Raw genomic sequence first — 25,352 nt, 5'->3', positions numbered from 1 at the left:
CAGAATATTCTAGTGCGAAAATGACGCTTGATCATACTGGTGGATATGTTGCTCAATTTGATGTATCTTGGGATGAAGTCTCATATGATCAAAATGGAAAAGAAGTATTAACTCATAAAACTTGGGATGGAAACGGTAGAGACAGAACTGCCCATTTCAATACAGTGATCCCACTTCCAGCGAATGCGAAAAATGTAAAAGTTATGGCGAAAGAATGTACAGGTCTTGCATGGGAATGGTGGAGAACAATTATTAATGAACAAAATGTTCCATTAACAAATGAAATAAAAGTTTCAATTGGAGGAACAACATTATACCCAAATGCTAATATTAGTCACTAAGTAAAAGTGAAGAAGCTGACCCCAAAGGCACATAAGTGCCTTTGGGGTCAGTGTTTTTTCCGTTATCGACCGTTCTTTGTAATAGATCGGCGATTCGACACGGGATAAAGGTTCCTCGACGATATTCAACATGAAAGTAGTCGATTTGCTGAGCTGAATCATACCGAAAAGTGGCCTTTTTAGTCAAATCATAAGGAAAAAGACGCTGTAATGACAAGGTTTTGTAGTCATTAGCGTACAATTTTCCCGGTTATTTTAACCAGAAAAAAACTTTCTCAACATCACTTCTGTTACCTGTGTGATAAAATGGAAAAAACAGTTCCCCTTAAGCTGTTTTTTCAAAAGCGATGTACGTGGGAGCAAACTCTCTGATAGGAGGGTTTGTATTTTTTTTTATAGTTCATTCATAATTATTTCTTTTGAATTTACTATATATTTTAGCGCGGTGCTATATGTTTAGTTATTAATATGTCCAATGTATTTGCGGTGACTTTCTTAAGTTATGGCGATTTTTGTATGTAAAAAGAAGCATAAGAGTGTCGTTTTGACAATCTTATGCTTCCTATATGAAAAAATCAGTATCTGTTTTTACACTCTATTTTTTTTAAGAAAGTAAAGCCCTGTAAGAGAAGATCCAAATGCAAGCGCACCCCCAATAGCTAGGAGTCCCCAGGATACAATATTGTTAGGAATTGATTTAGCGCAAGCTGCTAAGAGTGCCCCGATAGATCCTAACCAGACAAAACGCATTAGATTGTTCCAACCTATATTTTTTTTCATGGCTCAACCACCTTCCTTTCCATAATTATACCATCTTGAAGAAGTTTCATGTTAGATAATTTCGAGTATAGCGACTTATGAAAATATAGTCTTTGTTTTGATCTAAATTTAAAAAATTATATACCAAGTATTTATAAACTAACGGTAAGATTATATTTCTGTTTTTTTACAGTTATTTAAGGTGAATGTGACATCCTTTTCATATTTTGGGAAGGGTTGTTAAGGTTTATACTTAAAGAAGGAAGGCACATCAAGAGGTATTTTGGTGATAATATGTTAGAATAATTATTAGGAATGAATCTAATTGATTCAAAAAATTGCAGTAATGAAAAGAAAAAATAGCTTGAAACGGAGGAATTACATGAGCGTAATCAAAAAACATAAGCCAAATAAACTGAAAATTGGTGTACGAGTATTAATGATTATTATTGGGGCATTTATAACAGCATATGGACTAGAATCTGTATTAATCCCAAATAATGTATCAGATGGTGGTGTGACGGGTTTAAGTATCGTTAGTTCAAAACTACTTGGGTTACCATTAGGCGTTCTCATTGGAGTCATTAACATCCCTTTTGTTTGGTTAGGGTATAAGCAAATTGGTAGAAATTTTGCGATTTACTCGATTATCGGTATTGCTTCATTAGCAATCGGTACGGTTCTTATGCACGGAATACCAACGATTATTCACGGTGATACATTGTTAGTTACTGTTGTTGGAGGGATTATCATCGGTTTTGGTATGGGGTTAGCGTTGCGTAACGGCGGCGCATTAGATGGAATTGATATGTTAGCCGTATTGCTTTCTCGAAAATTACCTTTTGGGACAAGTGACCTCATCTTATTTTTAAACATGTTTGTCTTTATTTTTGTCTCCGCAGTATTTGGTCTTGAAGGGGCCATTCTTTCAGCAATTGCTTACTTTATTGCTTCTAAAGTTATTCACATCGTTGAAGTAGGTTTAAGTGGTTCTAAAACATTTAAAATTATTACAAAGGAACCTGAATTAATGGTAGAGACCATTCGCGATCGCCTAGGTCGAAGTGCGACGTATAATGAAGTTTACGGTGGTTATTCAAAGGAACAATTTAAAGAAATTACATGTGTTATTAACCGTTTAGAAGAAAGTAAAATGAAAGAAATTATTCATGAAATTGATGGAAATGCCTTTGTTACGGTATATGACGTAGCGGAAGTAAAGGGCGGTAATTTCAAAAAACACGATATTCACTAGGGATAACTTTTAAATAGAATTCATAAAAAAAGCATCTGCCCAGATGCTTTTTTTTGTTGTTGAAATGGTATTATCCGATTTGGAAATCTTCACTCTCTTAAGAAAAATTTAAGAAAGCGCCCCCATATTTATTAAGAAATGCTATCTATACTTAAAGCTATCTTATAAATATCGAATGAAGGGGGAGATATTTTATGCAACTGATTACATTCTTAACCGAATTTATTAAACATCCGAAACATACTGGGGCGATCGCACCTAGTTCAAATAGATTATCAAAAAAAATGGTAGATGCAATTAATTTTGGAACAGCACAATATATTGTGGAATTAGGCCCTGGAACAGGAGCTTTTACACGAGAGATTATGAGAAGAAAAAAAGTGGAAACGACATTTATCCTTATTGAAATTAATGAAGTTTTTTTCAAAAAGTTGCAGAAACAATTTGCGAGTGATCCAAGTGTTGTTGTCATACATGGATCAGCTGAAAATATTCAAAAGTATATGGAAGAGTTAAAGATAGAAAAAGTTGATTATGTATTATCTGGATTGCCGTTTACTTCATTACCGCAAGAAGTATCAGTGCGGATTTTACAAAATGTAATGGAATCATTACGAGAGAGCGGAGAGTTTATTACATTTCAATATTCACTTGTAAAAAAAGAATTTATCCAAGCTTTTTTTTCAGAGATTTCGTTAAAAAAAGTTTGGTTTAATTTTCCGCCAGCCTATGTCTTTAGTTGTAGAAAAGAGGCGGGGAGGTCTTGTGCATAATGGAGCTCCATGAGTTATTATCGTATATCGAGCAATATGGCTATGCCGCTTTATTCTTTTGTTTATGGCTTGGGATTGTTGGTATGCCAATTCCAGATGAAATGATTGTAATGAGCGGTGGGAAATAATGATACAAACTGAATAGGTTGAGAGAAAGTGAAACTTTAATCAGTGAGGGATGAAGAAAATCACCACTGATGGAAGTTTCACTTTATGCTATTGACCTTCAAGTTACTTGAAGGATTAGAATGTGAATAAAGAGTCATAAAGGAGATTGAAAAAATGAGTCAAGAACTGAAACTACGCCCTTTAGAACGAGAAGATTTGAAATTTGTTCATGAGCTTAATAATAATGCACATATTATGTCTTACTGGTTTGAAGAACCTTATGAAGCTTTTGTAGAGTTGCAGGATTTATATGATAAACATATTCATGATCAAAGTGAACGTCGCTTTATAGTGGAAAAAGATAATAATATGATTGGATTAGTTGAATTAGTAGAGATTGATTACATTCATCGAAGAACAGAATTTCAAATTATTATCGGTCCAAAGTATCAAGGTTATGGTTATGCAGAGAGTGCAACTCGTTTAGCGATGGATTACGCTTTTTCAGTATTAAATATGCACAAACTATATTTAGTAGTAGATAAAGAAAACGAAAAAGCTACACATATTTACAAAAAAGTCGGCTTCATAATTGAAGGTGAGTTACAAGATGAATTTTTCGTTGACGGTAACTACCATAATGCGATCAGAATGTGTATTTTCCAGCATCAATACTTAGAAATGAAATAATAGTCTTTTTGAGCGGGAAGCTTTTTTTGCGATTTACTAACAAAATATCCAATTGTACAATTCATATTTTATGAATTTTGGATGGTGATTCATAATTTGTCACTGTTTGTATAGTGAGGCCATTTTGTCATAATGTATTGGTATGCCGATTTTTCTTATGTGGGCAGCGGGTGAAAGTTGGCGCTTTTTGTCGATGGGTCTTTATCTTGTGTCGAATCGCCGATATATTCAAAAAATCGCCGATATATGATAAAGGAGTGGCTGAGATGATTGTGAAAGAGCGGAAAATACCAATTTATCTTCGGCAGTTAGAGGCTTTATTCAGAAGAGTACCTGTTGATCATCCGAAAAGGAATGCTATTTCTAAAAATTTGGCCAAACATAAGGCGGGATATAAAGGTGAACAGGCCATTGATTATCCACTAAGCTTTTTGCCAAATAAAGAGTACAGCATTTTACATGATATAAGATTGTTTGATCAGGATCATTATTTTCAAATGGATACCCTTATCCTTTCCTCACGATTTATCCTCTTGCTAGAAATTAAAAATATAGCAGGTACACTACTGTTTGACTCTGAATTTAGTCAACTTATTCGTATATCTGAACAAAAGTCAGAAGGATTCCCAGATCCTATTTTGCAAATGAAGAGACAAGAAAGACAACTTCAAAAATGGTTACACTTATATGGATTTTTAGCCCTCCCAATTGAATCCTTCGTTGTCATTAGTACGCCACGTACAATTATTAAGACTTCTTCCCATGATCAAGATTTTTCCAAAAACGTTATTCATAGTGCAAATCTGCCAAATAAAATTGAGGATTTGGAACGTATGCATGTAGAGATTCTATCATCTAAAGATATACAAGAACTGGCGCTTCAAATGATGATGAATCATTCCCCATTACAGCGAAACGTCCTTGAGCAATACCATGTTACGAAACATGAATTATTAAAAGGAGTGCACTGCCCAGTGTGTTCCTACCTTCCGACAATGAAGGTGAAAAATGGATGGCATTGTTTGAATTGTAACAGTGTTTCTAAGTTTGCGCACAAGGATGCGTTGCAAGATTATGCACTCCTTCTTGGAACGACTGTTACGAATCAGGGGTTAAAAGAATTTCTTCACATTACATCAAGCTCAGTAATAAAAAGGTTAGTTCATGCAATGAACTTGCCTTACAAAGGCGAGAAGAAAGGAAGGAAGTATGATTTAACAGGGATAATTCAGTAATCGTTGTTTGGATTTTGACTTTTCTCGTCGAAGCGCCGATATATTGTCCACCGCATACATCGATAATGATAGAATAGAAGAAAAATGACAGGGATTTTAGGGGGAGCAGTGTTTGCGAAATAAGAAATTGTATTCTAAGTTATATAGTAATGTTGTACTAGCAGGAGGAGCGCTATTACTTTTTACACTTCCTGTTCAAGCGGCGGATAATCCTCCTGCGACTAGCGTACAAGAGAATCAAATTGTGGCATGGACGACAGGGAATTCTATTTGGACACTTCCTTATGGATTAGCGGGTGCGAATTATGTAGGATCTACGAATGACTATGTAGGTCGAGATATTCAATTGGTTCAGAAGATGACAGTGAATAATGTAGTATGGTATCAATTTCGGATAGATGGCCAAGTGATCGGTTGGCTTGATAGCAGGGCGTTAAGCGGTTTGCAAAATGTCCAAACAATGAATCAAACTGCTGTGATGGGGGCAACGGGAACTAATGGTGTATGGTCAATGCCTTACGGTGTAGCGGGTGCGAATTATGTAGGTTCAACGGATCTTTACACTTACCGAGATATTCAATTAGTAGAAAGCGCTACATATGGCGGTGTGCAGTGGTATAAATTTAGTGTAGGTGGCAAAGTCATCGGCTGGATCGATCGCAATGCGTTAGATAATGCTGGAGAAGTGCAGGCTGCCAATTTTACAATTACAATCGGAAGAAGCTATAACAATGGGATATGGACAGTACCTTATGGCATTGCAGGTGCTCAGTATGTTGGAAGTACCAATGATTATGCTTATCAAACGGTTCAAGTGGTGAAGACTGTAAAAAGAGGGAATGTAACTTGGTACCAAGTGATGAAAGATGGGAAGTTGTTAGGCTGGGTCGATGGAGAGAAGGCAGCGTCAAGTTTAACTAATGTAAAAGATGAAAATTATGCTGCTGTAATTGGCTTTTCCGCGAAAGGAGACGGAATATGGAGTGCTCCTTACGGTGAATACGGTGCAAGTTGGGTTGATTCTACTAATCGTTATAGCTATCAAAACGTCCAAGTTGTACAAAGCGCTACGAAAGGAACTGTGACGTGGAATAAAATTATGGCAGAAAACAAAGTATTAGGTTGGGTAGATGCGCACGTCTTTACGAAAACGGTATCGAATATAAAAGATGAAAATCGAATCGCACTTATTGGAGATACAGATGGTAATGGAGTATGGAGTACGCCTTATGGTGAAAATGGTGCATCCTATGTTGGCTCTGCAAGTAATTATGATAGTCGTCCGCTTCAGATTATTCGCAGCCTAGATAAAGATGGGGTACGTTGGTACTACTTTAAAGTAGATGGTCATGAAGAAGGCTGGATTGATGGAAAGGCAATTTCTAGTGCAACGAATATTCAAGCATTAAACAAAACCGGGCATGTAACCAATGCAGCGGGTAATGCAGTTTGGACGAAGCCTTATGGAATGCAGCATGCGAATTATGTTGGTTCTGCGGCAGATTTTGCGAATCAAAACTTGAATTTGTTACAATCTGCAACTTATAACGGAGTGACATGGTATCAATTTAAACAAAACGGCCGAACTGGTTGGATTGATAGCCGAGCGGTTAGTTTAGGTGAGGTCACACTTGCAGATCAGTTCCGGACAATTGGTGATAATAATCAATTAATTGTTGTTACGGCAAATAGTTACGGAACGAACTTAGCACGCATTCGTACGTTTGAACGTGTAAATGGTACTTGGAAGCAGCTGTTAGATATGAATGGGTATATTGGCCGCGATGGATTTGCATCAAAAATGAGTGAGAATGTCGTGCAGTCGCCGCGAGGGAAATATTCGATTGGTACCGCATTTGGTCGTTATGGCAATCCGGGTACAAAATTGCCATTCCGCCAAATTACGCCTGATGACGTTTGGGTTGATGATTCGAACAGTGCTCTTTACAACACGTGGCAGTCTCGCAGTGCGACGAAGGGACAATGGAGAAGTGCTGAAAATATGGACATATCTGCTTATAATTACGGATTTGTTATTAACTATAATACGGATAGAACTCCAGGAGCAGGAAGCGCAATCTTCTTCCATGTTTCTGATATGTATACACATGGCTGTACTGGCACGGATCAGCAAGACGTTATTTCTATTTTGAAGTGGCTAGATCCAGCTAAAAATCCAGTGATCATTCAAAGTCCTGAATCTGAGCTGGGGAATTATTAAAGAGAAAGAAAAGGATAGATACAAGCAGTTACATACTGCCTGTTCTATCCTTTTTTTATAGTGAAAAATATCCTATTTTAGGGAATGCTAATACAAGCTGTGCTAGCAATTATCGGGTTTTATAAAGTGAAACTTTAATCAGTGGGGTTTTCTTCATCCCCCACTGATTATCAGCTCTCACCAATCGGGCGCATGCCAGCAGTTTATCTCCCACCTAACTTCTTTACTTTCGCTGAATTTTGAGGTGGGAGTATTACTGCCCACGAATAGCGGGATAAATTAGCAAAAAGCATCTAGGAGGAAGACAATATGCATGAAATTATAATGTCAACTTTAGCAGGATTAATCGTAGGGGTAATCTTTACGTTATTAAAGCTCCCAATTCCTGCACCGCCCGTTTTCTCTGCAATTATGGGGATCGTTGGGGTATGGGCAGGAATGAAGATCGTTCAATTCTTTTGGAGTTAACAAAAAGGAAGCGGATTTCGGCTTCCTTTTTTTGTTATGCTTAGGTAGGGTTGTCAATAAAAGAAGACTATGGCAGTATAGAAAAGTATAAATATCGAGTGGAGGAACTAAACTGATGTCAAATTTACCAAATTGCCCAAAGTGTAATTCAGAATACACTTACGAAGATGGAGTTCTGTTTGTTTGCCCAGAATGTGCGCATGAGTGGGCGTTAGAAGCGGGAAATAACGAAGATGAAAAAGTAATTAAAGATGCAAATGGAAATGTGTTACAAGATGGTGATTCTGTAACAGTAATTAAAGATTTAAAAGTAAAAGGAACTTCATTAGTTGTAAAAATCGGTACGAAAGTAAAAAATATTCGTTTAGTTGATGGCGATCATGATATTGATTGTAAAATCGATGGTTTCGGACCGATGAAACTAAAATCTGAATTTGTGAAAAAAGCATAAAGTATGGATAGAAATTAAAAAGGATTACCTTGTATATTTATAAGAGGTAATCCTTTTTAATCTGTTTTCTTTTTTCTAAACATCGAATTCTAACTCCTTTAGGCGATTACATGAAAATTTGTTGAACGACTTTGACTAAACCAGCGATACAAGATAATAATACAAAGCCGCCTAAGCAAGAACAAGTAACGATTTGGGTAAATAATAAATCTTGATTTTCATTCATCAGAATCCGCTCCTTTGTCATATTCTCTAGCTTTAGCATACATGGAATGAAGAAACGGAAACATCGAATTGCCTAACAAGATTCTTACAATATTGTAAGAATTCTTATGTTTTATGATAGGAGGCTAAGAGTATGAAATTAAAGCCCGTTTTATGGATTGGACTCGTTGTTTTTATCTTTATAGTTAACTTACTCGTTCGGTATATTCATACAGGAGTAATTACAAATAATCGTATTTTAGGATCACAAGGATATACGATCGCTTTTAGTCTTGTTTATTTTATCAGCTTCCTATTAAAGAAAAAGTAAACATTATAATTCCTTCAAAAATAAAATAAACTTCTCCAAACTTTGTGACCTTTGCTTTCCACGTTTCATAATAAAATCAATCTTCATTTTGTGTTGTAATTTCTGATGATGAATGGCTTTCGTTCTTTCTATCACATCTGCTGGTAGAATGCTTATTCCAAGCCCGGCATGAACTGCTTGGAGCATGGATTCAAGTGAATCGAATTCCATTATAGCTGGTTGAATCCAATTCTGTTTCTCGGCGAAATCAAATAGTTTATTTCTATATATACAACTTGGATCGCTATTTACAAGTAGCGTTGGCTGCTGTTGTTCATTTGAAGAAATCAGTACGATGTCTTCAAAATAATGATAAGCACTTTCGAATTGGGAATCGTTGTATGGAGTGCTTATGAAAATTCCATCAGCCTCTCCGTAGGCAAGCATTTCTTGTAATTGAAGTTTATTAGCCGTTTTTACCTTTACATTTATGTTGTGATTAGACTGTAAAAAAGAAGCAAGCAGTCGTGGAACTTTTACAGCGGAAATGGTTTGCGGTGCTCCGATAATTAAAGATTCTCGCCATCTTTTAGGGTTTAGTTTTGATTTTGCTTCGTCCATTAACATCATAATTTGGTTTGTATAATTCAACAAAATTTTTCCGTCTTCAGTCAATGTTACGCCTCTATTATTACGCTCCAGTAATTTGACACCTAGTTCTTCTTCTAAGCTTTTTATGCGCTGGCTAATATTTGGCTGCACATATCCGAGTTTTTCGGCGGCCCTAGAGATAGATTGTAATTCGGCAACATGTTTAAAAATCCATAAGTCATGACTTTCCAAAATTAATCCCTCCACTGATATCATTTGAAATGATATCAACCTCATTATTCAGTATTATACCTTTTGTAAGAGCAAGGATACAATGAGTGGTAAAGTGAAACTTCCATCAGTGGGGAGCTTACTGTCCGCGAATAGCTGGATAACAAATATGATAAGAAGAGGAGAAGGGACAATGGAGCTAAAAGGTAAAGTAGTCATAATAACAGGCGGCGGTACTGGTATCGGAAGAGCGACGGCTTTGAAGCTAGCAGATGCAGGGGCGAAAGTTGTCATCAATTACAGCCGTTCGGAAAAAGAAGCGGTAGAAACAAGGGACGAAATTGTAAAGCGCGGAGGTACAGCTCTCGTTTTAAAAGCTGATGTTGCAATAGGGACAGAAGTAGAAGACATGGTCTTACAAACTGTGAAATCTTTTGGTGCGGTAGATGCTTTAGTAAACAATGCGAGTATAACAGCACAAATACCGATGGATGATTTGCAGTCTGTAACAGATGAAGTGTGGGATTCTCTTTTCAATGTAAATGTGAAAGGGATGTTTCATTGCATAAAGGCTGTTGTTCCTTATATGAAGAAGCAAGGGGCAGGTGCAATTGTGAATATAGGAAGCGTTGCTGGAATAACTGGGCTAGGTTCGTCTGTTCCGTATGCAGTAACAAAAGGGGCTATTCATACGATGACAAAATCGTTAGCTATTTCACTCGCGCCTCAGATTAGAGTAAATAGTATCGCCCCTGGTGCAGTTCATACAAGATGGTGGGCAAATCATGAAGAGAAGATGCAAGAACTTGCCGGGAACATACCACTGCAAAGAATTTCAACGCCTGATGAAATTGCTGAGGTGATTTTGTTTCAATTGACGCAAGAATCGATTACGGGACAGATATTTACAATTGATAATGGACAGACGCTTTGAAGTTGTAGGAATTGATGTTGGCATGAACTTTGTTGCCACTTTGTATGATTCAGATGATTGCACTTTTTTCATTTTGGAAGAATGAATCGGTAGCGTAAAGCAGTAGATAAAGGGAATTCTTATAGGGGAGGTTTCTTAAGAAAAAATTAAGAAACCTCCCCATTATTTGTTAAGAAATGCAATTTATACTGAGACCTATACAATACCGATGAAACGAGGTGGGGTTTCATGCAACTTATTACATTTTTAGCTGAGTTTATCAAGCATCCTAAACACATTGGAGCGATTGCACCGAGTTCGAAACTATTAGCGAAAAAAATGGTGGATGCAATTCATTTTGAAGATGCAAGGTACATTGTGGAATTAGGGCCAGGTACAGGGGTTTTTACAAGAGAAATTATGAAGCGAAAACGGAAACACACCACGTTTATTCTGATTGAAATTAATGAAGTTTTTGTGAGGGATTTGCAGAAGCAGTTTGGGAATGATCCAAATGTTTTCGTTATCCACGGATCGGCTGAAAATATACAAACGTACATGAGAGAGCTACAGATAGACAAGGTCGATTATGTATTATCCGGTTTACCATTTACCTCGTTACCGATGGAAGTATCATCACGTATTTTAAGCAATGTGATGAATGTGTTACAAGAACAAGGTGAGTTTATCACATTTCAATATTCGCTCACCCGGAAATCGTTTATACAAACTTTTTTTCCGAAAGTATCTGTTACAAAGGTTTGGTTTAATTTCCCGCCAGCTTATGTGCTAGATTGTAGAAAAGAAGTAGGGAGTGCTGTTAAGTATGGAGTTACATGAGTTGTTATCATATATTCAGCATTACGGTTACGGTGCTTTGTTTTTTTGTTTATGGTTAGGGATTGTTGGTATGCCGCTCCCTGATGAAATGATCGTGATGAGCGGCGGATTGGTTTCATCCATGCATATATTAATGCCAATTCCAGCCTTTCTGTTAACGTATTTCGGCGTTGTATCAGGACTTTCTTTAGGGTATATCCTTGGAAAGACAGTAGGTTCGAAAGTTCTGGATGCATTGATGAAAAAGAAGAAGGCAAAGTATCTTTGGAAGTCACAAGCATTGCTTGATCGATATGGACATTATGCATTAGTAATCAGCTATTTTATACCAGTAGTAAGACATATCGTTCCTTATTTAGTTGGAATCAACAATATGTCATTTAAAACGTATGCTTTATATTCATATATGACAGGGTTTGTTTGGACGTTATGCTATTTTATGCTCGGGTATATGTTTGGAGGCAATATCAATTACATTGTAGAACTCACAACGAAGTATGGTTTCATTTTTGGGAGTGTTCTTATGTTAATATTCGGTGTGTACTACATAGGCAGAGAGAATAAAGGATAATGTAACAAAATCTCAAATTTATTTGTTAAAATATTCCTATAATAGATTGATAATGTTGGAGGAGAGATTGTGAGTCAAGAAACAATACTTGTCGTAGATGATGAAAAAGAAATTCGTGATTTGATTGCGATTTATTTGAAGAATGAAGGATATGAAGTGTTGCAAGCTGGGGATGGTGCAGAGGGGGTAGAAATATTACAAAAGCAGCAAGTACATTTAGTTGTATTAGATATTATGATGCCGAAACTAGATGGTATTCATATGTGTATGAAAGTAAGAGAAATAGCTGAGATGCCAATTATTATGTTATCGGCTAAAACGCAAGACATGGACAAAATTTTAGGGCTAACAACCGGAGCGGATGATTATGTAACGAAACCTTTTAATCCATTAGAATTGATTGCGCGAATTAAGTCACAGCTTCGTAGGTATATGAAAATGAGCGGCGGCTTTATCCAAAATGAAAATGAAATTGAAATTGGTGATATGAAAATAAATGTTGCGACGCATGAAGTGATTGTGGGGCATGATGAAGTGAAACTGACACCGAGGGAATTCTCTATTTTAGAGTTACTGGCGAGAAATCGCGGGATGGTATTTAGTGCGGATCAAATTTATGAACGCATTTGGAAAGAACATTCCTTTCAATCTGATAATACTGTCATGGTACATATTCGGAAAATTCGCGAGAAGACAGAAGAAAACCCAAGGAAACCTCGGTATATAAAAACAGTGTGGGGAGTGGGATATAAGATTGAGAAAGATAGTTAAAAACATATTCAGGCCGATTGGTTGGATGGTTCGAACTTTAAAAAAAATAATATATAAAATTGTAAGAGGAGTACAACAAAGTATACGTGTACAACTAATGGTTACGTTTGCTTTTTGTATTTTACTTGGCGTGATAGGAGGATGGGCCTCGTCCCCATTTTTTCAAGGTGTCAATAAAAATGCTGTAATTGATTATTCGTCAGGTATGCGAGGAATAGATACAACCGCAGAAAGACTTGTTGGGGTTATTACAAGAGAGGGTGCTTTAATTAACGTACAAGAAATTCTTGAATGGCCAGAGTATCAGAGAACATTGAAAGTTTTAATTGTAGATGAGGATGGAAAAGTTGTCTATAAGACAAAAGGGGCTCAGGAAGAACAGATTAATCTTCATAGTACCATTCGTAATATCATGAGCTTTAAAATAAATCGCTCTAGTTATGAAGATCAAGATATAATACATGAAAGTAAGCGTAAAGAATTTACAACTTTTTATCCTGTTACAATTCAAGAGAAAAACATGTATTTAATTGCAAGTGGTATACCACAAGGAGATATTATAGAAGTTCAGAATGATAGCCCATTTCCACTTTTTGTTGGTTTTGTTGTTTTTTTAGCTTCTTTCTTTTATATAACGAAGCGAAAGATGAAGCAAATTGAAGCAATGGCAGAAGGCGTGAAAGAGATTGCAAAGGGAAACTTAGCATATCGGATTGAAAAAAAGGGTAAAGATGAAATGGCTTTATTAACAGAGAATATTAATCATATGGCAGAAGAGCTTATGGTGAATATTGAAAAAGAACGAAAAATTGAAAAGCAAAAAAATGAATTAATTACCAATGTATCGCATGATTTACGAACACCACTTACTTCGATTATGGGATACTTGCGTTTATTACGTGATGCCAAATATGAAAATAGAGAACAATACGATGAGTATATAAAAATTGCCTTTTCAAAGTCAGAGCAGTTAAAGAACTTAATAGAAGATTTATTTGAATACACAAAGTTAAAAAATGAAAAAATTATGTTAGAAAAACAAGAAGTGTGCGTAAACGAACTTCTTGATCAATTAATTGAAGAACTTGTACCGCAAGCAGAGGAACATGGTCTTTCCTTTGTGAAAGAATTTCCCGAAGATCGTTTATACGCTTCCTTGGATTCAGAAAAAATGGTCCGCGTGTTTGATAATTTATTAATGAATGCCATTAAGTATAGTAAAGATGAGGGAGAAATTATCGTTTCGTTTCAAAGAGAGCGACGTAACATTCGCATTTCTATTGCAAACGAAAGTGAAGAGTTTACAAAAGAGGAGTTAGAGAACTTGTTTGAACGCTTCTATAAAAAAGATCAATCAAGAAGTCGAGTGTCAGAAGGCTCAGGGCTTGGACTTGCGATTGCGAAAAGCATTGTGGAACTAGAAGGCGGAGAAATTCGGGCGGAATATGAGAACGGGGTAGTTCAGTTTATTATTGTATTGCCGGTTGTGGTGGAGTGACGTTTTATGAAGAATGTAGCAATTATTAGAAATATATGGATTTTGGTAATGATTTGTAAAACTATGTAATGGTATTATATGGGTAATACTACTTAAAGTAAGGGGAAATGGTAATGGGAATGTTCACAGCGGTTGCAATAACTAGTTCGATTTTGTTTTTAGCTTGGGCTGTAGGGAACCGAGAAAAGGGGCAGCAACAATAATATTAGGTAATCATAAGGATGAAAAAAGATAGGAGAATTAGAGATGAGCCAGACTGAAAACATCTTTAAAAAAAGTTTGATTTCAGCTATTTTTAGTTCTGTATGTTTGGTAATCGCGGTATTTCTCGTATACTCTTTTGTTAAACATCCACTACCGAATTTATTACTATTAAGTGTTGTATCTTTTCCGTGTTTTCATTTAGCGAGGATAACCCGTTATAAAATTCAACAAAATCGTGGTAAGTAGCCCTTCGCGAAGTAGGGGGCTACTTTACAACATTTCACTAAAAAGAAAAAGCACCTCAATCTCCAATGAGGTGCTCCTACTTTACTATTTACACACGTACAGCTGTACCGCTTACGGCAACCATTAACATTCCGTCACGAACAACTTCGTAGTCTACATCGATACCAACGATTGCATTTGCACCTTTTTGCGTAGCAAGTTGTTTCATTTCTTCCATCGCGATGTCACGCGCTTCTTTTAATTTACTTTCGTATGCACCAGCACGGCCACCTACAACGTCACGAACAGAAGCGAAGAGATCACGTACGATATTTGCACCCATAATTGCTTCGCCGTTTACGATGTCTACATACTCAATAATTTCTTTTCCTTGAATTGTATTAGTTGTTGTTACGATCATTATCAACACGCTCCTATAATCTCTGAAAGTTTATTGTTGTTTCTTATGCTCTCATTATTACATGGAAACAGTAAAGCAACTATCTTATAACCTTACATAAAGATGACACTTTTGTAATGTTTCATAAGTCATAGTTCGAAATACCTTTTTTAGATCGCTTGACTTCTAATTTGCATGTAACTATAATGGTTACAACGTAGCGGTGATAAATATGAAAATTAGTAGTCGCTTTACAATTGCTGTGCATATTTTTTTGCTATACATGTAACTTATATAGTTACAACTTATGAATAAACGAAAAAGTGAGGGAATATATATGACTGTCAAAATTAAAGCGTATTCTGATTTTATATGTCCATTTTGTTTTTTAGGAAAAGGTCCTTTGGATGAGATTGTAAAGGAAAAAGATGTAGAAGTAGAGTGGGTGCCATTTGAATTACGTCCAAGTCCATATCCGAAAATTGATCCATGGAAAGAGCCTGACAAGTTAGGTTCATGGGATTCGTTCATTGCTCCTACCGCAAAAAAATTAGGAGTGGAAATGCGTTTACCTCGCATCTCTCCGCATCCATATACAAATCTTGCTTTTGAGGGATACCACTTTGCGAAGGAACATGGAAAAGGAAATGCGTTTCACGATAGAGTGTTTGCTGCCTTTTTCCAAGAGGAACAAAATATTGGAGACATTGAAGTATTAACAAAATTGGCAGATGAAGTTGGGCTGCCTAAGGATGCATTTAAAGAAGTGCTAGTATCAAGAAAATATAAAGGTGTACAAGAAGAAGCGTTGCGACATGCTTATGAAGAAGCACAAATTATGGCTGTTCCAACATTCGTTATTGGTGATGAAGTGATTCAAGGGTTAGCGAGCAAAGAAAGATTAGCAAAAGCAATTGATCAAGAGCTAGCAAAGAGTAAGGAAAATGAGTTAGATGGAATGCAATGTAATGTAGATGGATATTGTTAATAATAGATTTGGTGTATGACCAACATATAAAATATTATATTGGAGGGATGAAACATGTCAGTTACTACAAAAAATTTTAAAGATGCTATTATGAACCGCCGCTCTATTCGTAAAGTGAAAAAGAACGAAAGCATTACGAAAGAAAGAATAAGTGACGTTTTAAAAACAGCTTTATACGCACCATCAGCTTTTAACATGCAAAGTGGCCGCCTCGTTGTATTAATGGATGCAGAGCATGAAAAGTTTTGGAATATCGTAAAAGAAACGCTTCGGTCCCTCGTTCCAGCAGAAAATTTTGAGGCTACTGCAGCAAGACTGCAAGGATTCCGTGATGGGGTAGGGACAGTGTTATTCTTTGAAAATCAAGAAACTGTGAAGACGATGCAAGAAAACGCACCATTATATAAAGAGCAATTTCCATTTTGGTCTCATCAAGGAAGTGCAATGCTGCAATATGCAACATGGATGGCTTTATCTGCAGAAGGAATCGGAGCGTCCCTGCAACACTACAATCCAATTGTTGACGAAGAAGTAAAACAAACTTGGAACATTCCAGCAGAGTGGAGCCTAGTAGCCCAAATGCCATTTGGTGAACCAGATGAGCAGCCGGGTGAAAGAACGTTTTTAGCTTATGAAGATGTAGTGAAATTTTATTAAGAAGAGCAAATGATTTTAACTTAAAAACAGGAGTATGACTATATTTAAAGAAAAAACGTCTCAAAAATTAGAGGCGTTTTTTTATATTTATATAATGTTTAAAAATTTGATTACATTATTGTTTGTTCAATATTATATGGGAGTTTGGATAGTTAATGTGATAAAATAATCTTGCTTCCTTATGAAATAAGGAATATTTATCGATTGATAATACAGAATATTTTTAATTATTTTTTATTTATTACAGGGAGGGGAATTCACAGTATATTTTTTTATAAACATTTATTTTAATATAAAAAGGAGTTATTCATTTGAAGAAGATATTTAAAGTGCTTTTATGGTTAGTAGCATTAGCGGTAGGTAGTGTAGCTATATTTTTAGCTTATATTATGATTACGGATGAGAAACCTGTTAGTGTTCAGAAATTAAATGTAGAAAATAAGAATGACAAGGTTTTAAAACAGGGAGATACATTTACAGCGACGACTTTTAACATAGGCTATGCTGGTTTGGATAAAGATCAAGACTTTTTTATGGATGGGGGAAAAGGCTCTCGTTCTAGTAGTAAAGAACAAACAGAAAAGAATCTTAACAACATGCTATCCTTTTTGCAAAAACAAAATTCTGATTTCTTCTTATTGCAAGAGGTAGATACAAAATCATCAAGATCGTTTGATGTGAATGAATATGACGTATTTAAGAATGGTTTGAAACACTATGAATCTTCTTTCGGATATAATTATCATGCACAGTGGGTACCCGTTCCGATTACTAATCCGATGGGATATACGAATTCAGGAATGAGTTCGTTTTCTAAGTATAAGATTGATGCAGCAACAAGGTTTCAACTGCCGGGGAGAGAGCCTTGGCCAAAACAATTATTTGATTTAGACCGAGCAATCGTTGAACATAAAATTCCTGTGAGTAATGGAAAGTATTTAAGACTCGTCAATCTTCATTTATCTGCTTATGATAAAGGCGGAAAAATAAGAAGACAACAAGTTGATTATTTGAAAGAGTATATGAACAAACACTATAAAAACGGTGACTATGTGGTACTTGGCGGTGATTGGAATCAACTAGTCTCTGATGTACAGCTAAAAGATCCGAAGTTTCAAAAATCATGGCCTGAATGGTTAGTACAATTGCCAAAAGATTTTACAGACGGTGGGTTCCAGTGGGCAGTAGACCCTACTGTTTGGACCGTTCGCGATGATGTGAAGAAGTATGTAGAAGGCGAGAATTTCGTTACAATTATTGATGGGTTTTTAGTTTCACCAAATGTAGAAATCGTAAATGTACATGGAAATGATCTGAAGTTTGAAAATAGCGATCATAATCCGGTGAGTGCGGTGTTTAAGTTAAAATAGGGTAACTACTCAGTGCCTCCATGAAAAACCGATAGAAAAGCATCTTTTTAAATGGTCTAGGAGGAACTGGCTATGTATAGTAGCGGTCAGGGCTTTTTCCTGCCACGCGCAAAGTTTTAAAACAAAATAAGGCAGCGAGGCGCATTGCCATTTTTATCTTTATGGCAGCAATCTATGTGCTGAAAACTTCTAAATGAAATGTATGGCTGAGTAGTTACAAAATAAGCCTTAGTTGGAAAGGAAAGCTTCCAAGTGAAAGCGACGTCGCGTATGCGTATAAACGTCTAGAAATAATTATAGAGAAATAGATGATAGACTTGTCTTAAAAACGTCTCAAGGTTTATTGGGACGTTTTTTTATGGGAAAAATATAAATTTTTGAAACCAAAACATTCCATATTCTATCTAATAAGTGGAAGGAGGGATAAGATGGATGAAATAAAGTTAGTGAAAAAAGCGAAAAAGGGTGATGATGCCGCGTTTGAGCAGCTCATTAGCCTTCATCAGGATCAGTTATATCGCACAGCTTATATGTATGTGCAAAATAAAGAAGATGCCCTAGATATCGTACAAGAAACAGTTTATAAAGCGTACGTATCTTTAGAGCAATTACAGAAGCCCAACTTTTTTCTGACGTGGTTGACGCGTATTTTAATACATAATGCTTATCAAGTGTTAAATGAGAAGAAGAAGGTGCAACAATTAGAGGATCGTAGGGAATACAAGGACGTACGAAACATTGCAAACGGAATTGAGCAAAACATTGACTTACAAGTAGCAATTGGAAAACTCGATGAAAATTATCAAACGGTTATTATTTTACATTATTATTATGATTTTTCGATAAACCAAATTGCGTGGCATATGAATGTGCCTGAAGGAACTGTCAAAACGTATTTGCACCGAGCGAGAAAGTCGTTAAAGAAATTATTAGGAGGGAGTGATGAGAATTGGATAAGCAGTGGTTTAATGATGAAATAAACAAAATCGAAGTTCCGCGGGAAGACTTACAGATCGCGATAAAAAAAGGTATGAATAGAGCAAAGCAAGAAAAACCGGTAAAAAGAAAATATAAACGAAGAACGATTGCATGGTTAGCTGCTGCATCTGTATGTATAGGTGTGCTAGGTTCAGGTTTTGTGTTCCCGCAAATGAATCGCGTATTAGCGGAAGTTCCGCTTATAGGGAAAGTGTATGATTATTTTCATGATACGATGGGACAAGATCTCACAGAAAGTAAACTTGTAACAGAGTTGAATCAACAAGCAGTAAGCAATGGTGTTAGTGTAACGATGCAAAGTGTGTATTACGATGGCGGACGGATTAGTGTCGTATTTAAAGTGGATAATCCTAAAAAAGTAAGGATAGGAAAGACTTTTGCTAATGAGTTTGATTACGATTTTAAACTTGTTGATGGGAGTCGGAAATGGCAGAGTTCCGCTTCATGGATTGGGAGGAGAACGGAAAATGGTTGGCTTGGTAATATCCGTATTAATTATCCAGAAAAAGAATTACCACCAAACACAACATTACCAATCACCATTACATCTATTGGCGAAACGAAAGGGTTCTGGAAATTTGATGTCCCTGTGAAGCAATTAGAGAATAAAAAGATTAACCCGCAGCAGTCCATTAGCAGTGAGGATCAGCAGCATACAGTTAACTTTGAAAATATTACAATCGGTAAAGGAGCAACAACGATTGATTACAAAGCGATTTATCCGTTTGTAGGAGAGAATGACTTAGCGTTAATCGACAAAGTAACAGATGACAAAGGAAAAGAAATTCATTTGTCCAGTTCAGGAATTGAGCTTGGCAGAGAAAAAGTGGGCGATCATGTAGAATCTGAAGGACGCTCTATCTTCGGGAAAATTCCTGATAGTGCGGAATTTATTACGATGTATCCTGCTGTCCGATTGTCCGAAAAACCAGCGATTGTGAAGCTAGATGAAAAAACACCATTTGAAATAAAGAGTACGCGTAGTGATTTCAAAATAATCATTAATAAAATTCAGCATAAAAAGCAGCGACTAATTGTGGATTACAAACTTCAAAATGTGGATACAAAACATATATCTATGGATGAGTTAGTTAATCGTGGTGAAGTTATGAACCTCAAGGGTTCTGAGTATATAGATAAGGAATTTGCACCGATTGGTCATGTAGTAAAAGGAAGCACTGTGAAAGTATTAGATAAGAAGAAACTCCAATTTCAAGCAACGTTCCAATTGGACGGAGAATATGGCGTAAAGAATTTCAGCCTAAAGGATTATGTACTAGAAGTGGAGATGTCACCGTATCATCCTGAAAAAACATTACCGCCTGTTAAGATTAAAGTAAAATAATATCTCATGATTTTATCTGTCCTTGGTTATAGTAACAAAAGAACGATAACCAAGGAGGCTACAACAGTGGATAACAGTAGTAATTTTGTAGAGAAATTGCACGATACACAAGAGAAAGCAGAACGTAATAAAAAGCGCCAAGGTAACGGAAATCCAGGTAAAAAGAAGCCGAATAAAACGCATAAATAAGAGATAAGAAAACCCATCTTCTGTATTGAAGATGGGTTTTCAAATTTTTAGTGCGTTGCATTTGTTTTTTTTCGGCGAATGTATAGAAAAGCCAAAGCTGTAAGAACCACTAACGCAATTAATAAAATCAAGCCATAGCGGTGAATGGAGTGGCTAATGAGATGCCAATCTTTCCCGAATACGAATCCTAATTGAATGAAGGTAAAGCTCCATATGAATGCTCCTAAATAAGCGTAAAGGCAAAATGTTCGAATGCGCAGGCGAGAAATACCGGTTAAATAGGCAGTAACGTGTCGCACTCCTGGGATGAAATAGCCAAAAATCAGTAAAGTGGGACCGATTTTTTGAAAGAGCGTTTGTGTCCGGGCAATTTTGCTTTCTGTAATGTGCATTTTAGGGCCGAATTTCTTTAAGAAGGGAAGCCCGAGTCTTTTTCCTAATATGTAACTAAGCGAGATTCCAACTACAGAGCCAAACCATGCGCTTAATAAGGCGATAAAGAAGTTCATTTTCCCTTGATATATATAATATCCTACAAAAGTTAATAGCGTTTCATCTGGTATCGGTAATCCGATAATTCCTCCCACTAACGCCATGATTAGTCCGAAATATCCATAATGTGATATGACATAATTTAAGTGCTGTTCTATTTGTGATCACCATCCATTACTATGTATTCTTTTTAGTTTCACCCAATTATATGTACTCATTACTATACGGAATGATTTACTTTGTATGAGAAAGCATGCATAAAAACGTCTCGCAATTAAATACTAAAGATATTAAATTTGTTATTTTCCTTATACAATCTAAAGAGGAGTTGTAAGCATGATTTTAAAACAACCATATAAGTTGTGGATTGCCTTAGTGTGCGCGTTATTCATCATAACAAATCTCGTTTTTCCGCTTGAAAAGGCATTTGCAGAAGTAATGGATCATACGAAATATCAAATGGATTGGAGTTATAGTAAATCTTTAAAGAAACCAATTCGAACTGAGCTCATTAAAACAGCTGATGGAAAAATTGCCTTTTGTTTAAATGTGCATTTAAAATCGCCAAGTGGCCAGGATTTACCTGAAATAGGAAAAACGGATGTTGCAGTATATCGTGTATTACTTAATGGGTATCCACAAAAAAGTCCACAAGAACTCGGTGTATCGACTTGGGAAGAAGCGCATTATGCAACGCAGTTAGCTGTATGGGATGCTCTGAAGCAAATCGATATCAATGATTTAGAGCATCGCAATAAAAATGTAGGAAGAGCAGTGAAAGAAATTATTGCGAATGCACAGAAAAGTCAAGAAGTGCAAGAGATTACGATGAATGTGACTCCGACAGAAAAGCAAACAGCAACGTTAAAAAATGATTTCTTTGAAACCGATTTATATACAGTAGAAACAAATGCAAAAAAAGGTACGTATCAAGTGCAAGCAACGAATGCACCTGAAGGCGTAAAGTTTGTAAATGAAAATGGTGAAGCAAAAACACAGTTTAACGTAGGAGAAAAATTTCGTGTTTTAATTCCAAAAGCAACAAAAAAAGGCGAATTTAGTTTTAAAGTTGTTGCAAACCTTTCGAAGTTACAAGCCATTAAATATAAAGGTACCCCTGCAATCCAAGATGCAACAGTTCTTTTAGAGCGTGAAGAAGAAAAAGCGAGTCCTGATTTGTTAGTAAATTGGGAAGCGCCAACACCTTCTAAATATAAAAAATAATAACAAATCCCAACGCTTCGAGTTAGTATAAGCGTTGGGATTTTTAATTTCTAAAATTTTTTTAAAACGACGGACATAAAATCACATGTCCCTTCGAATAATATAACGAGGAAGGTTATAAACACATATATAAGAGGAGAAGAGGTAAATGATAGAAAAATATGAAAGCATTGCTGGAATCTTAAAGGTATTAGCACATCCTGTACGTTTATGCTTAGTTGAAACACTGCTTACAAAAGGCCCTACGAATGTAACGACAATGTATGAAAAATTAGGAATGCCTCAAAGTACGATTAGTCAACATTTAGCTAAGTTGAAAGCTGCTAAGATCGTCGCAGGTACTCGAAAAGGGTTAGAAATTTATTATGAAGTAGTAGATAGTCGTACGAAGATGATTGTAGCTAATATCATTTAAATGAAAATAATGGAGTTCTTATATTTTTTAACAGTCTAATATTGTATTGTAGGCTCTAAAATACAATATTAGACTGTTAACCGATTTATCGAGAGAAGAAATTTGATAACTACTTAGTCACTTTATGAAAAAGAGCAGAAAAGCATTTTACTGGCTATGTATAGGAGCGGTCAGAGTCTTTTCCTACCGCGCAGCGACTTATATAAAATCATATCAAAAAGCACAATTCGGATAGAGAGAATTGTGCTTTTTTAATGGATTATATTTCCGTGTTAGAAAATGTGACATAACGTTTTTTCTTGTAAGCGTTTGCAATTTAGAGTATTTTGAAGGAAAATGGAGAATTCGAGAGGTAATGTCATATGAAATTGTTGTTTTGTCGAAAATTGTTGATTTTTGAAGGGATTTAAATTACAATTGAATTTGTGTAAGGAAAAAGGGGGGGACAACATGATTAGCATTTTAGAAAAATTTGTTGGGGCAACGAATAATATTTTATGGACTTATGTAATTATTGCGATGTTAATTGGCTTAGGCCTTTATTTTTCTTTTAAACTTAAGTTTGTTCCAATTCGTCACCTAGGGGAAATGAAGCGTTTAATGACGGATGGATTGATAGGAAAAACGCGTAAAAAAGGCAGCGTTTCTTCTTTCCAAGCTTTCTGTATGAGTTCTGCAGTCTGCACGGGATCGGGAACTTAGCAGGGGTAGCACTAGCGATTTCCATGGGAGGTCCAGGTGCGGTATTTTTGATGTGGTTAATTGCGATTATTGGAGCACCTTCAAGTTTTGTAGAGAGCACATTAGCGCAAATTCCTAAAATTAAAGATGGCAGTGGGTTCCGTGGTGGTCCAGCTTATTATATGGAAAAAGGTTTAAATAAACGTTGGATGGGAGCATTATTCTCCATCTTAATTACAATTAGTTATGGACTAATTTTCAACTATGTACAAGCAAATACAGTTACAGTTGCTTGTAAGAATTAAGAATGCATTTGGGCTTGAGCGTTATATATAAGTCCAATTTAAAAATTCGGCATACGGAACAAGCATGATGGTGCAGTTGTTAGCTGTACGGTTACATGTGTATATGAGGCGAGTTTATTTATGTCGGAAAAATAAGATTATTTTATATGGATTAGGCTACTAAACTTTGATATGAGGTGATGATATGGAACAATTTTTGACGGGTCTATTAGGAGCAACAAATGACTTTCTATGGTCTAAATTGTTAATTATTATGCTTGTTACTGGCGGAATTTATTTCACATTTAAATCGAGATTTGTACAGTTTCGAATGTTAAAGGAAATGGTCCGTGTGTTAATGGAAGGAAAAGCTGGTTCTAAAGATGAAGTTTCCCCATTTCAAGCGTTCTGTATTGGTATGGCCGCTCGCGTTGGAACGGGAAATATCACAGGAATTGCGATTGCGATTGCATTAGGCGGTCCTGGAGCAGTATTTTGGATGTGGATTATTTCTATTATTAGCTCAGCATCCAGCTTTGTTGAAAGTACGTTAGCGCAAATATATAAAGTAAAAGATAAAAGTGGTTTCCGTGGCGGTCCGTCCTATTATATGGAAAAAGGATTAAACAAACGTTGGATGGGAGTATTATTCTCCATTTTAATTACGATCACTTTCGGTCTTGTATTCAATTCTGTCCAATCAAATACTGTTACAATTGCTTTTGAGAACGCATTTGGTACAGATCGTTTAACTTTAGGAATTATTATGGCTGTTGCTTTCGCTGGGATTATCTTTGGCGGTGTGCAGCGTATTGCAAAAATAGCTGAATACAAGGTGATGTTTCTAGCAGTTTTATACATTGGTATTGCATTATTTGTTATAGTTACAAACATAACAAAAATGCCGGAAGTTCTTTCTCTTATTGTTCAAAACGCATTTGGCTTTAAACAAATAGCAGGCGGTTCAATCGGTGCAGCGCTCATGCATGGGGTTAAACGTGGTTTATTCTCAAATGAAGCTGGTATGGGAAGTGCGCCAAACGTTGCCGCAACGGCAACAACAAGCCATCCGGTGAAACAAGGACTTATTCAAGCATTTGGCGTATTAACGGATACACTGATTGTCTGTACAAGCACAGCATTTATTATTTTACTTTCTGATGCATACAAACAACCAGAGCTAAATGGTATTGCACTTACACAAGCAGCATTAAGTGAACATGTCGGCTCTTGGGCATCAGGGTGTCTTGCTATCTTTATTTTCCTATTTGGATTCGGTGCGTTAATTGGTAACTATTATTACGGAGAAACAAATATTCGATTCTTAAACAATAGTAAAGTATGGTTGATGGTATACCGAATAAGTGTGTTATCCATGATTGTATTCGGTTCGGTTGCAAAGATCCAATTTGTATGGGATTTAGCGGATTTATTTATGGGCTTTATGGTTATCATAAATTTAATTGCGATTGCGTTTCTTGGTAAATTTGCATTTGCTGCACTTACAGACTATATGAAGCAGAAGAAAGAAGGAAAAGATCCTGTATTCCATGCAAGTTCTATTCCGGGATTGAAAAATGCAGAATGTTGGGAAGATCCAGTGATTGAAAAAGAAAAGCAAGTAGGATAGTAACGAGAAGGGACATAGA

Annotated in this window: 27 protein-coding genes and 2 pseudogenes; 25 read left to right on the top strand and 4 right to left on the bottom strand. The window is 36.2% G+C overall.

Features of this window, described 5'->3' with window-relative positions; translation table 11 throughout:
- On the top strand, window positions 1–341 hold a 341-nt coding region (locus tag BR72_RS11760), incomplete at its 5' end, for a thiol-activated cytolysin C-terminal domain-containing protein (RefSeq protein ID WP_331280393.1).
- A gap of 588 nt (window positions 342–929) precedes the next feature.
- On the opposite strand, the gene BR72_RS11755 is transcribed toward BR72_RS11760, so the two are convergent.
- A complete protein-coding gene (locus BR72_RS11755) occupies window positions 930–1,121 on the bottom strand; it encodes a hypothetical protein (RefSeq protein WP_035433238.1) in 192 nt (63 codons plus the stop codon).
- A 361-nt stretch (window positions 1,122–1,482) separates the two neighbouring features.
- On the opposite strand from BR72_RS11755, the gene BR72_RS11750 reads away from it, so the two are divergent.
- From BR72_RS11750 to BR72_RS26400, 9 genes and pseudogenes are all read left to right on the top strand, one after another.
- Entirely contained in the window at window positions 1,483–2,355 is an 873-nt protein-coding gene (locus BR72_RS11750; protein WP_035433236.1) for a YitT family protein, read from the top strand.
- A 194-nt stretch (window positions 2,356–2,549) separates the two neighbouring features.
- Window positions 2,550–3,128, top strand: a complete 579-nt coding sequence (locus tag BR72_RS11745; RefSeq protein WP_035433234.1) for a class I SAM-dependent methyltransferase — start codon at window positions 2,550–2,552, stop codon at window positions 3,126–3,128.
- Window positions 3,128–3,250 (top strand): annotated as a pseudogene (locus tag BR72_RS25595) (DedA family protein); the annotation flags it as partial. The gene BR72_RS11745 and the pseudogene BR72_RS25595, both read left to right, overlap by 1 nt.
- Before the next feature lie 160 nt (window positions 3,251–3,410).
- Entirely contained in the window at window positions 3,411–3,926 is a 516-nt protein-coding gene (gene speG, locus BR72_RS11740; protein ID WP_035433233.1) for a spermidine N1-acetyltransferase, read from the top strand.
- Window positions 3,927–4,192: 266 nt separating this feature from the next.
- Window positions 4,193–5,161, top strand: coding sequence for a nuclease-related domain-containing protein (locus tag BR72_RS11735; protein WP_035433231.1), 969 nt, complete (start codon window positions 4,193–4,195; stop codon window positions 5,159–5,161).
- A 112-nt stretch (window positions 5,162–5,273) separates the two neighbouring features.
- Window positions 5,274–7,382: a GW domain-containing glycosaminoglycan-binding protein gene (locus BR72_RS27665; RefSeq protein ID WP_081904867.1), complete on the top strand. Its 2,109-nt coding sequence runs from the start codon at window positions 5,274–5,276 to the stop codon at window positions 7,380–7,382.
- A gap of 309 nt (window positions 7,383–7,691) precedes the next feature.
- Window positions 7,692–7,850, top strand: coding sequence for a XapX domain-containing protein (locus tag BR72_RS11725; protein ID WP_035433229.1), 159 nt, complete (start codon window positions 7,692–7,694; stop codon window positions 7,848–7,850).
- Between the two features lie 115 nt (window positions 7,851–7,965).
- Window positions 7,966–8,301 (top strand): zinc ribbon domain-containing protein YjdM, encoded by a 336-nt coding sequence (locus tag BR72_RS11720; protein WP_035433227.1) that lies wholly within the window; start codon window positions 7,966–7,968, stop codon window positions 8,299–8,301.
- Between the two features lie 358 nt (window positions 8,302–8,659).
- Entirely contained in the window at window positions 8,660–8,836 is a 177-nt protein-coding gene (locus BR72_RS26400) for a hypothetical protein (RefSeq protein ID WP_156107939.1), read from the top strand.
- A 3-nt stretch (window positions 8,837–8,839) separates the two neighbouring features.
- On the opposite strand, the gene BR72_RS11715 is transcribed toward BR72_RS26400, so the two are convergent.
- Window positions 8,840–9,658, bottom strand: coding sequence for a LysR family transcriptional regulator (locus BR72_RS11715; protein WP_035433225.1), 819 nt, complete (start codon window positions 9,656–9,658; stop codon window positions 8,840–8,842).
- A 172-nt stretch (window positions 9,659–9,830) separates the two neighbouring features.
- On the opposite strand from BR72_RS11715, the gene BR72_RS11710 reads away from it, so the two are divergent.
- The 5 genes from BR72_RS11710 (at window position 9,831) to BR72_RS11690 (ending at window position 14,230) form a co-directional block, all read left to right on the top strand.
- Window positions 9,831–10,571 carry an SDR family NAD(P)-dependent oxidoreductase gene (locus tag BR72_RS11710; RefSeq protein ID WP_035433223.1) on the top strand — a complete coding sequence of 247 codons (741 nt, stop codon included), beginning with the start codon at window positions 9,831–9,833 and terminating at the stop codon, window positions 10,569–10,571.
- A 228-nt stretch (window positions 10,572–10,799) separates the two neighbouring features.
- Entirely contained in the window at window positions 10,800–11,390 is a 591-nt protein-coding gene (locus BR72_RS11705; RefSeq protein WP_035433222.1) for a class I SAM-dependent methyltransferase, read from the top strand.
- Window positions 11,377–11,961: a DedA family protein gene (locus tag BR72_RS11700; protein WP_035433220.1), complete on the top strand. Its 585-nt coding sequence runs from the start codon at window positions 11,377–11,379 to the stop codon at window positions 11,959–11,961. The genes BR72_RS11705 and BR72_RS11700 overlap by 14 nt, the downstream gene beginning before the upstream one ends.
- A 69-nt stretch (window positions 11,962–12,030) precedes the next feature.
- Window positions 12,031–12,732 carry a response regulator transcription factor gene (locus BR72_RS11695; protein WP_035433218.1) on the top strand — a complete coding sequence of 234 codons (702 nt, stop codon included), beginning with the start codon at window positions 12,031–12,033 and terminating at the stop codon, window positions 12,730–12,732.
- 25 nt (window positions 12,733–12,757) lie between these two features.
- Window positions 12,758–14,230: a sensor histidine kinase gene (locus BR72_RS11690; RefSeq protein WP_035433251.1), complete on the top strand. Its 1,473-nt coding sequence runs from the start codon at window positions 12,758–12,760 to the stop codon at window positions 14,228–14,230.
- Between the two features lie 538 nt (window positions 14,231–14,768).
- Here BR72_RS11690 and BR72_RS11680 read toward each other — a convergent pair.
- Window positions 14,769–15,080: a heavy metal-binding domain-containing protein gene (locus BR72_RS11680; RefSeq protein WP_035433213.1), complete on the bottom strand. Its 312-nt coding sequence runs from the start codon at window positions 15,078–15,080 to the stop codon at window positions 14,769–14,771.
- A gap of 316 nt (window positions 15,081–15,396) precedes the next feature.
- Between BR72_RS11680 and BR72_RS11675 the strand changes: the two genes are divergently transcribed.
- The 6 genes from BR72_RS11675 to BR72_RS11650 all read left to right on the top strand — a co-directional run bounded on the left by BR72_RS11675 (window position 15,397) and on the right by BR72_RS11650 (window position 20,607).
- A complete protein-coding gene (locus tag BR72_RS11675) occupies window positions 15,397–16,047 on the top strand; it encodes a DsbA family oxidoreductase (protein ID WP_035433210.1) in 651 nt (216 codons plus the stop codon).
- Between the two features lie 54 nt (window positions 16,048–16,101).
- Window positions 16,102–16,704, top strand: coding sequence for a nitroreductase family protein (locus tag BR72_RS11670; protein WP_035433208.1), 603 nt, complete (start codon window positions 16,102–16,104; stop codon window positions 16,702–16,704).
- Window positions 16,705–17,015: 311 nt separating this feature from the next.
- On the top strand, window positions 17,016–18,074 hold the full coding sequence (locus BR72_RS11665; RefSeq protein ID WP_035433206.1) for an endonuclease/exonuclease/phosphatase family protein: 1,059 nt from the start codon (window positions 17,016–17,018) through the stop codon (window positions 18,072–18,074).
- A gap of 428 nt (window positions 18,075–18,502) precedes the next feature.
- On the top strand, window positions 18,503–19,054 hold the full coding sequence (locus tag BR72_RS11660) for a sigma-70 family RNA polymerase sigma factor (protein WP_035433204.1): 552 nt from the start codon (window positions 18,503–18,505) through the stop codon (window positions 19,052–19,054).
- The gene (locus tag BR72_RS11655; protein ID WP_035433202.1) at window positions 19,024–20,418 is read left to right on the top strand and encodes a DUF4179 domain-containing protein; all 1,395 of its coding nucleotides are present in this window, start codon (window positions 19,024–19,026) and stop codon (window positions 20,416–20,418) included. The genes BR72_RS11660 and BR72_RS11655 overlap by 31 nt, the downstream gene beginning before the upstream one ends.
- A gap of 66 nt (window positions 20,419–20,484) precedes the next feature.
- Window positions 20,485–20,607 (top strand): DUF4023 domain-containing protein, encoded by a 123-nt coding sequence (locus BR72_RS11650; RefSeq protein WP_035433200.1) that lies wholly within the window; start codon window positions 20,485–20,487, stop codon window positions 20,605–20,607.
- Between the two features lie 47 nt (window positions 20,608–20,654).
- On the opposite strand, the gene BR72_RS11645 is transcribed toward BR72_RS11650, so the two are convergent.
- Window positions 20,655–21,257: a DedA family protein gene (locus tag BR72_RS11645; protein WP_035433197.1), complete on the bottom strand. Its 603-nt coding sequence runs from the start codon at window positions 21,255–21,257 to the stop codon at window positions 20,655–20,657.
- A gap of 178 nt (window positions 21,258–21,435) precedes the next feature.
- Here BR72_RS11645 and BR72_RS11640 point away from each other — a divergent pair, with 178 nt between their 5' ends.
- The 4 genes and pseudogenes from BR72_RS11640 (at window position 21,436) to BR72_RS11625 (ending at window position 25,333) form a co-directional block, all read left to right on the top strand.
- Window positions 21,436–22,323, top strand: coding sequence for a thioester domain-containing protein (locus tag BR72_RS11640; RefSeq protein ID WP_035433195.1), 888 nt, complete (start codon window positions 21,436–21,438; stop codon window positions 22,321–22,323).
- Window positions 22,324–22,471: 148 nt separating this feature from the next.
- A complete protein-coding gene (locus BR72_RS11635; protein WP_035433193.1) occupies window positions 22,472–22,738 on the top strand; it encodes an ArsR/SmtB family transcription factor in 267 nt (88 codons plus the stop codon).
- A gap of 453 nt (window positions 22,739–23,191) precedes the next feature.
- Window positions 23,192–23,752: pseudogene (locus BR72_RS11630) on the top strand (alanine:cation symporter family protein); the annotation flags it as partial.
- A gap of 156 nt (window positions 23,753–23,908) precedes the next feature.
- Window positions 23,909–25,333, top strand: coding sequence for an alanine/glycine:cation symporter family protein (locus tag BR72_RS11625; protein ID WP_035433191.1), 1,425 nt, complete (start codon window positions 23,909–23,911; stop codon window positions 25,331–25,333).
- The last annotated feature ends 19 nt before the right edge of the window (window positions 25,334–25,352 follow it).

The sequence above is a fragment of the Bacillus sp. UNC322MFChir4.1 genome (genome assembly GCF_000746135.1).
In the GTDB taxonomy this organism is placed as follows: Bacteria; Bacillota; Bacilli; order Bacillales; family Bacillaceae_G; genus Bacillus_A.
This window is presented reverse-complemented; position numbering and strand designations above follow the sequence as displayed.

Coding starts and splice junctions, on each gene's coding strand:
- BR72_RS11755 (WP_035433238.1), bottom strand. CDS start 1,121: ATGAAAAAAAATATAGGTTGGAACAATCTAATGCGTTTTGTCTGGTTA.
- BR72_RS11750 (WP_035433236.1), top strand. CDS start 1,483: ATGAGCGTAATCAAAAAACATAAGCCAAATAAACTGAAAATTGGTGTA.
- BR72_RS11745 (WP_035433234.1), top strand. CDS start 2,550: ATGCAACTGATTACATTCTTAACCGAATTTATTAAACATCCGAAACAT.
- speG (WP_035433233.1), top strand. CDS start 3,411: ATGAGTCAAGAACTGAAACTACGCCCTTTAGAACGAGAAGATTTGAAA.
- BR72_RS11735 (WP_035433231.1), top strand. CDS start 4,193: ATGATTGTGAAAGAGCGGAAAATACCAATTTATCTTCGGCAGTTAGAG.
- BR72_RS11725 (WP_035433229.1), top strand. CDS start 7,692: ATGCATGAAATTATAATGTCAACTTTAGCAGGATTAATCGTAGGGGTA.
- BR72_RS11720 (WP_035433227.1), top strand. CDS start 7,966: ATGTCAAATTTACCAAATTGCCCAAAGTGTAATTCAGAATACACTTAC.
- BR72_RS26400 (WP_156107939.1), top strand. CDS start 8,660: ATGAAATTAAAGCCCGTTTTATGGATTGGACTCGTTGTTTTTATCTTT.
- BR72_RS11710 (WP_035433223.1), top strand. CDS start 9,831: ATGGAGCTAAAAGGTAAAGTAGTCATAATAACAGGCGGCGGTACTGGT.
- BR72_RS11705 (WP_035433222.1), top strand. CDS start 10,800: ATGCAACTTATTACATTTTTAGCTGAGTTTATCAAGCATCCTAAACAC.
- BR72_RS11700 (WP_035433220.1), top strand. CDS start 11,377: ATGGAGTTACATGAGTTGTTATCATATATTCAGCATTACGGTTACGGT.
- BR72_RS11690 (WP_035433251.1), top strand. CDS start 12,758: ATGGTTCGAACTTTAAAAAAAATAATATATAAAATTGTAAGAGGAGTA.
- BR72_RS11680 (WP_035433213.1), bottom strand. CDS start 15,080: ATGATCGTAACAACAACTAATACAATTCAAGGAAAAGAAATTATTGAG.
- BR72_RS11675 (WP_035433210.1), top strand. CDS start 15,397: ATGACTGTCAAAATTAAAGCGTATTCTGATTTTATATGTCCATTTTGT.
- BR72_RS11670 (WP_035433208.1), top strand. CDS start 16,102: ATGTCAGTTACTACAAAAAATTTTAAAGATGCTATTATGAACCGCCGC.
- BR72_RS11660 (WP_035433204.1), top strand. CDS start 18,503: ATGGATGAAATAAAGTTAGTGAAAAAAGCGAAAAAGGGTGATGATGCC.
- BR72_RS11640 (WP_035433195.1), top strand. CDS start 21,436: ATGATTTTAAAACAACCATATAAGTTGTGGATTGCCTTAGTGTGCGCG.
- BR72_RS11635 (WP_035433193.1), top strand. CDS start 22,472: ATGATAGAAAAATATGAAAGCATTGCTGGAATCTTAAAGGTATTAGCA.
- BR72_RS11625 (WP_035433191.1), top strand. CDS start 23,909: ATGGAACAATTTTTGACGGGTCTATTAGGAGCAACAAATGACTTTCTA.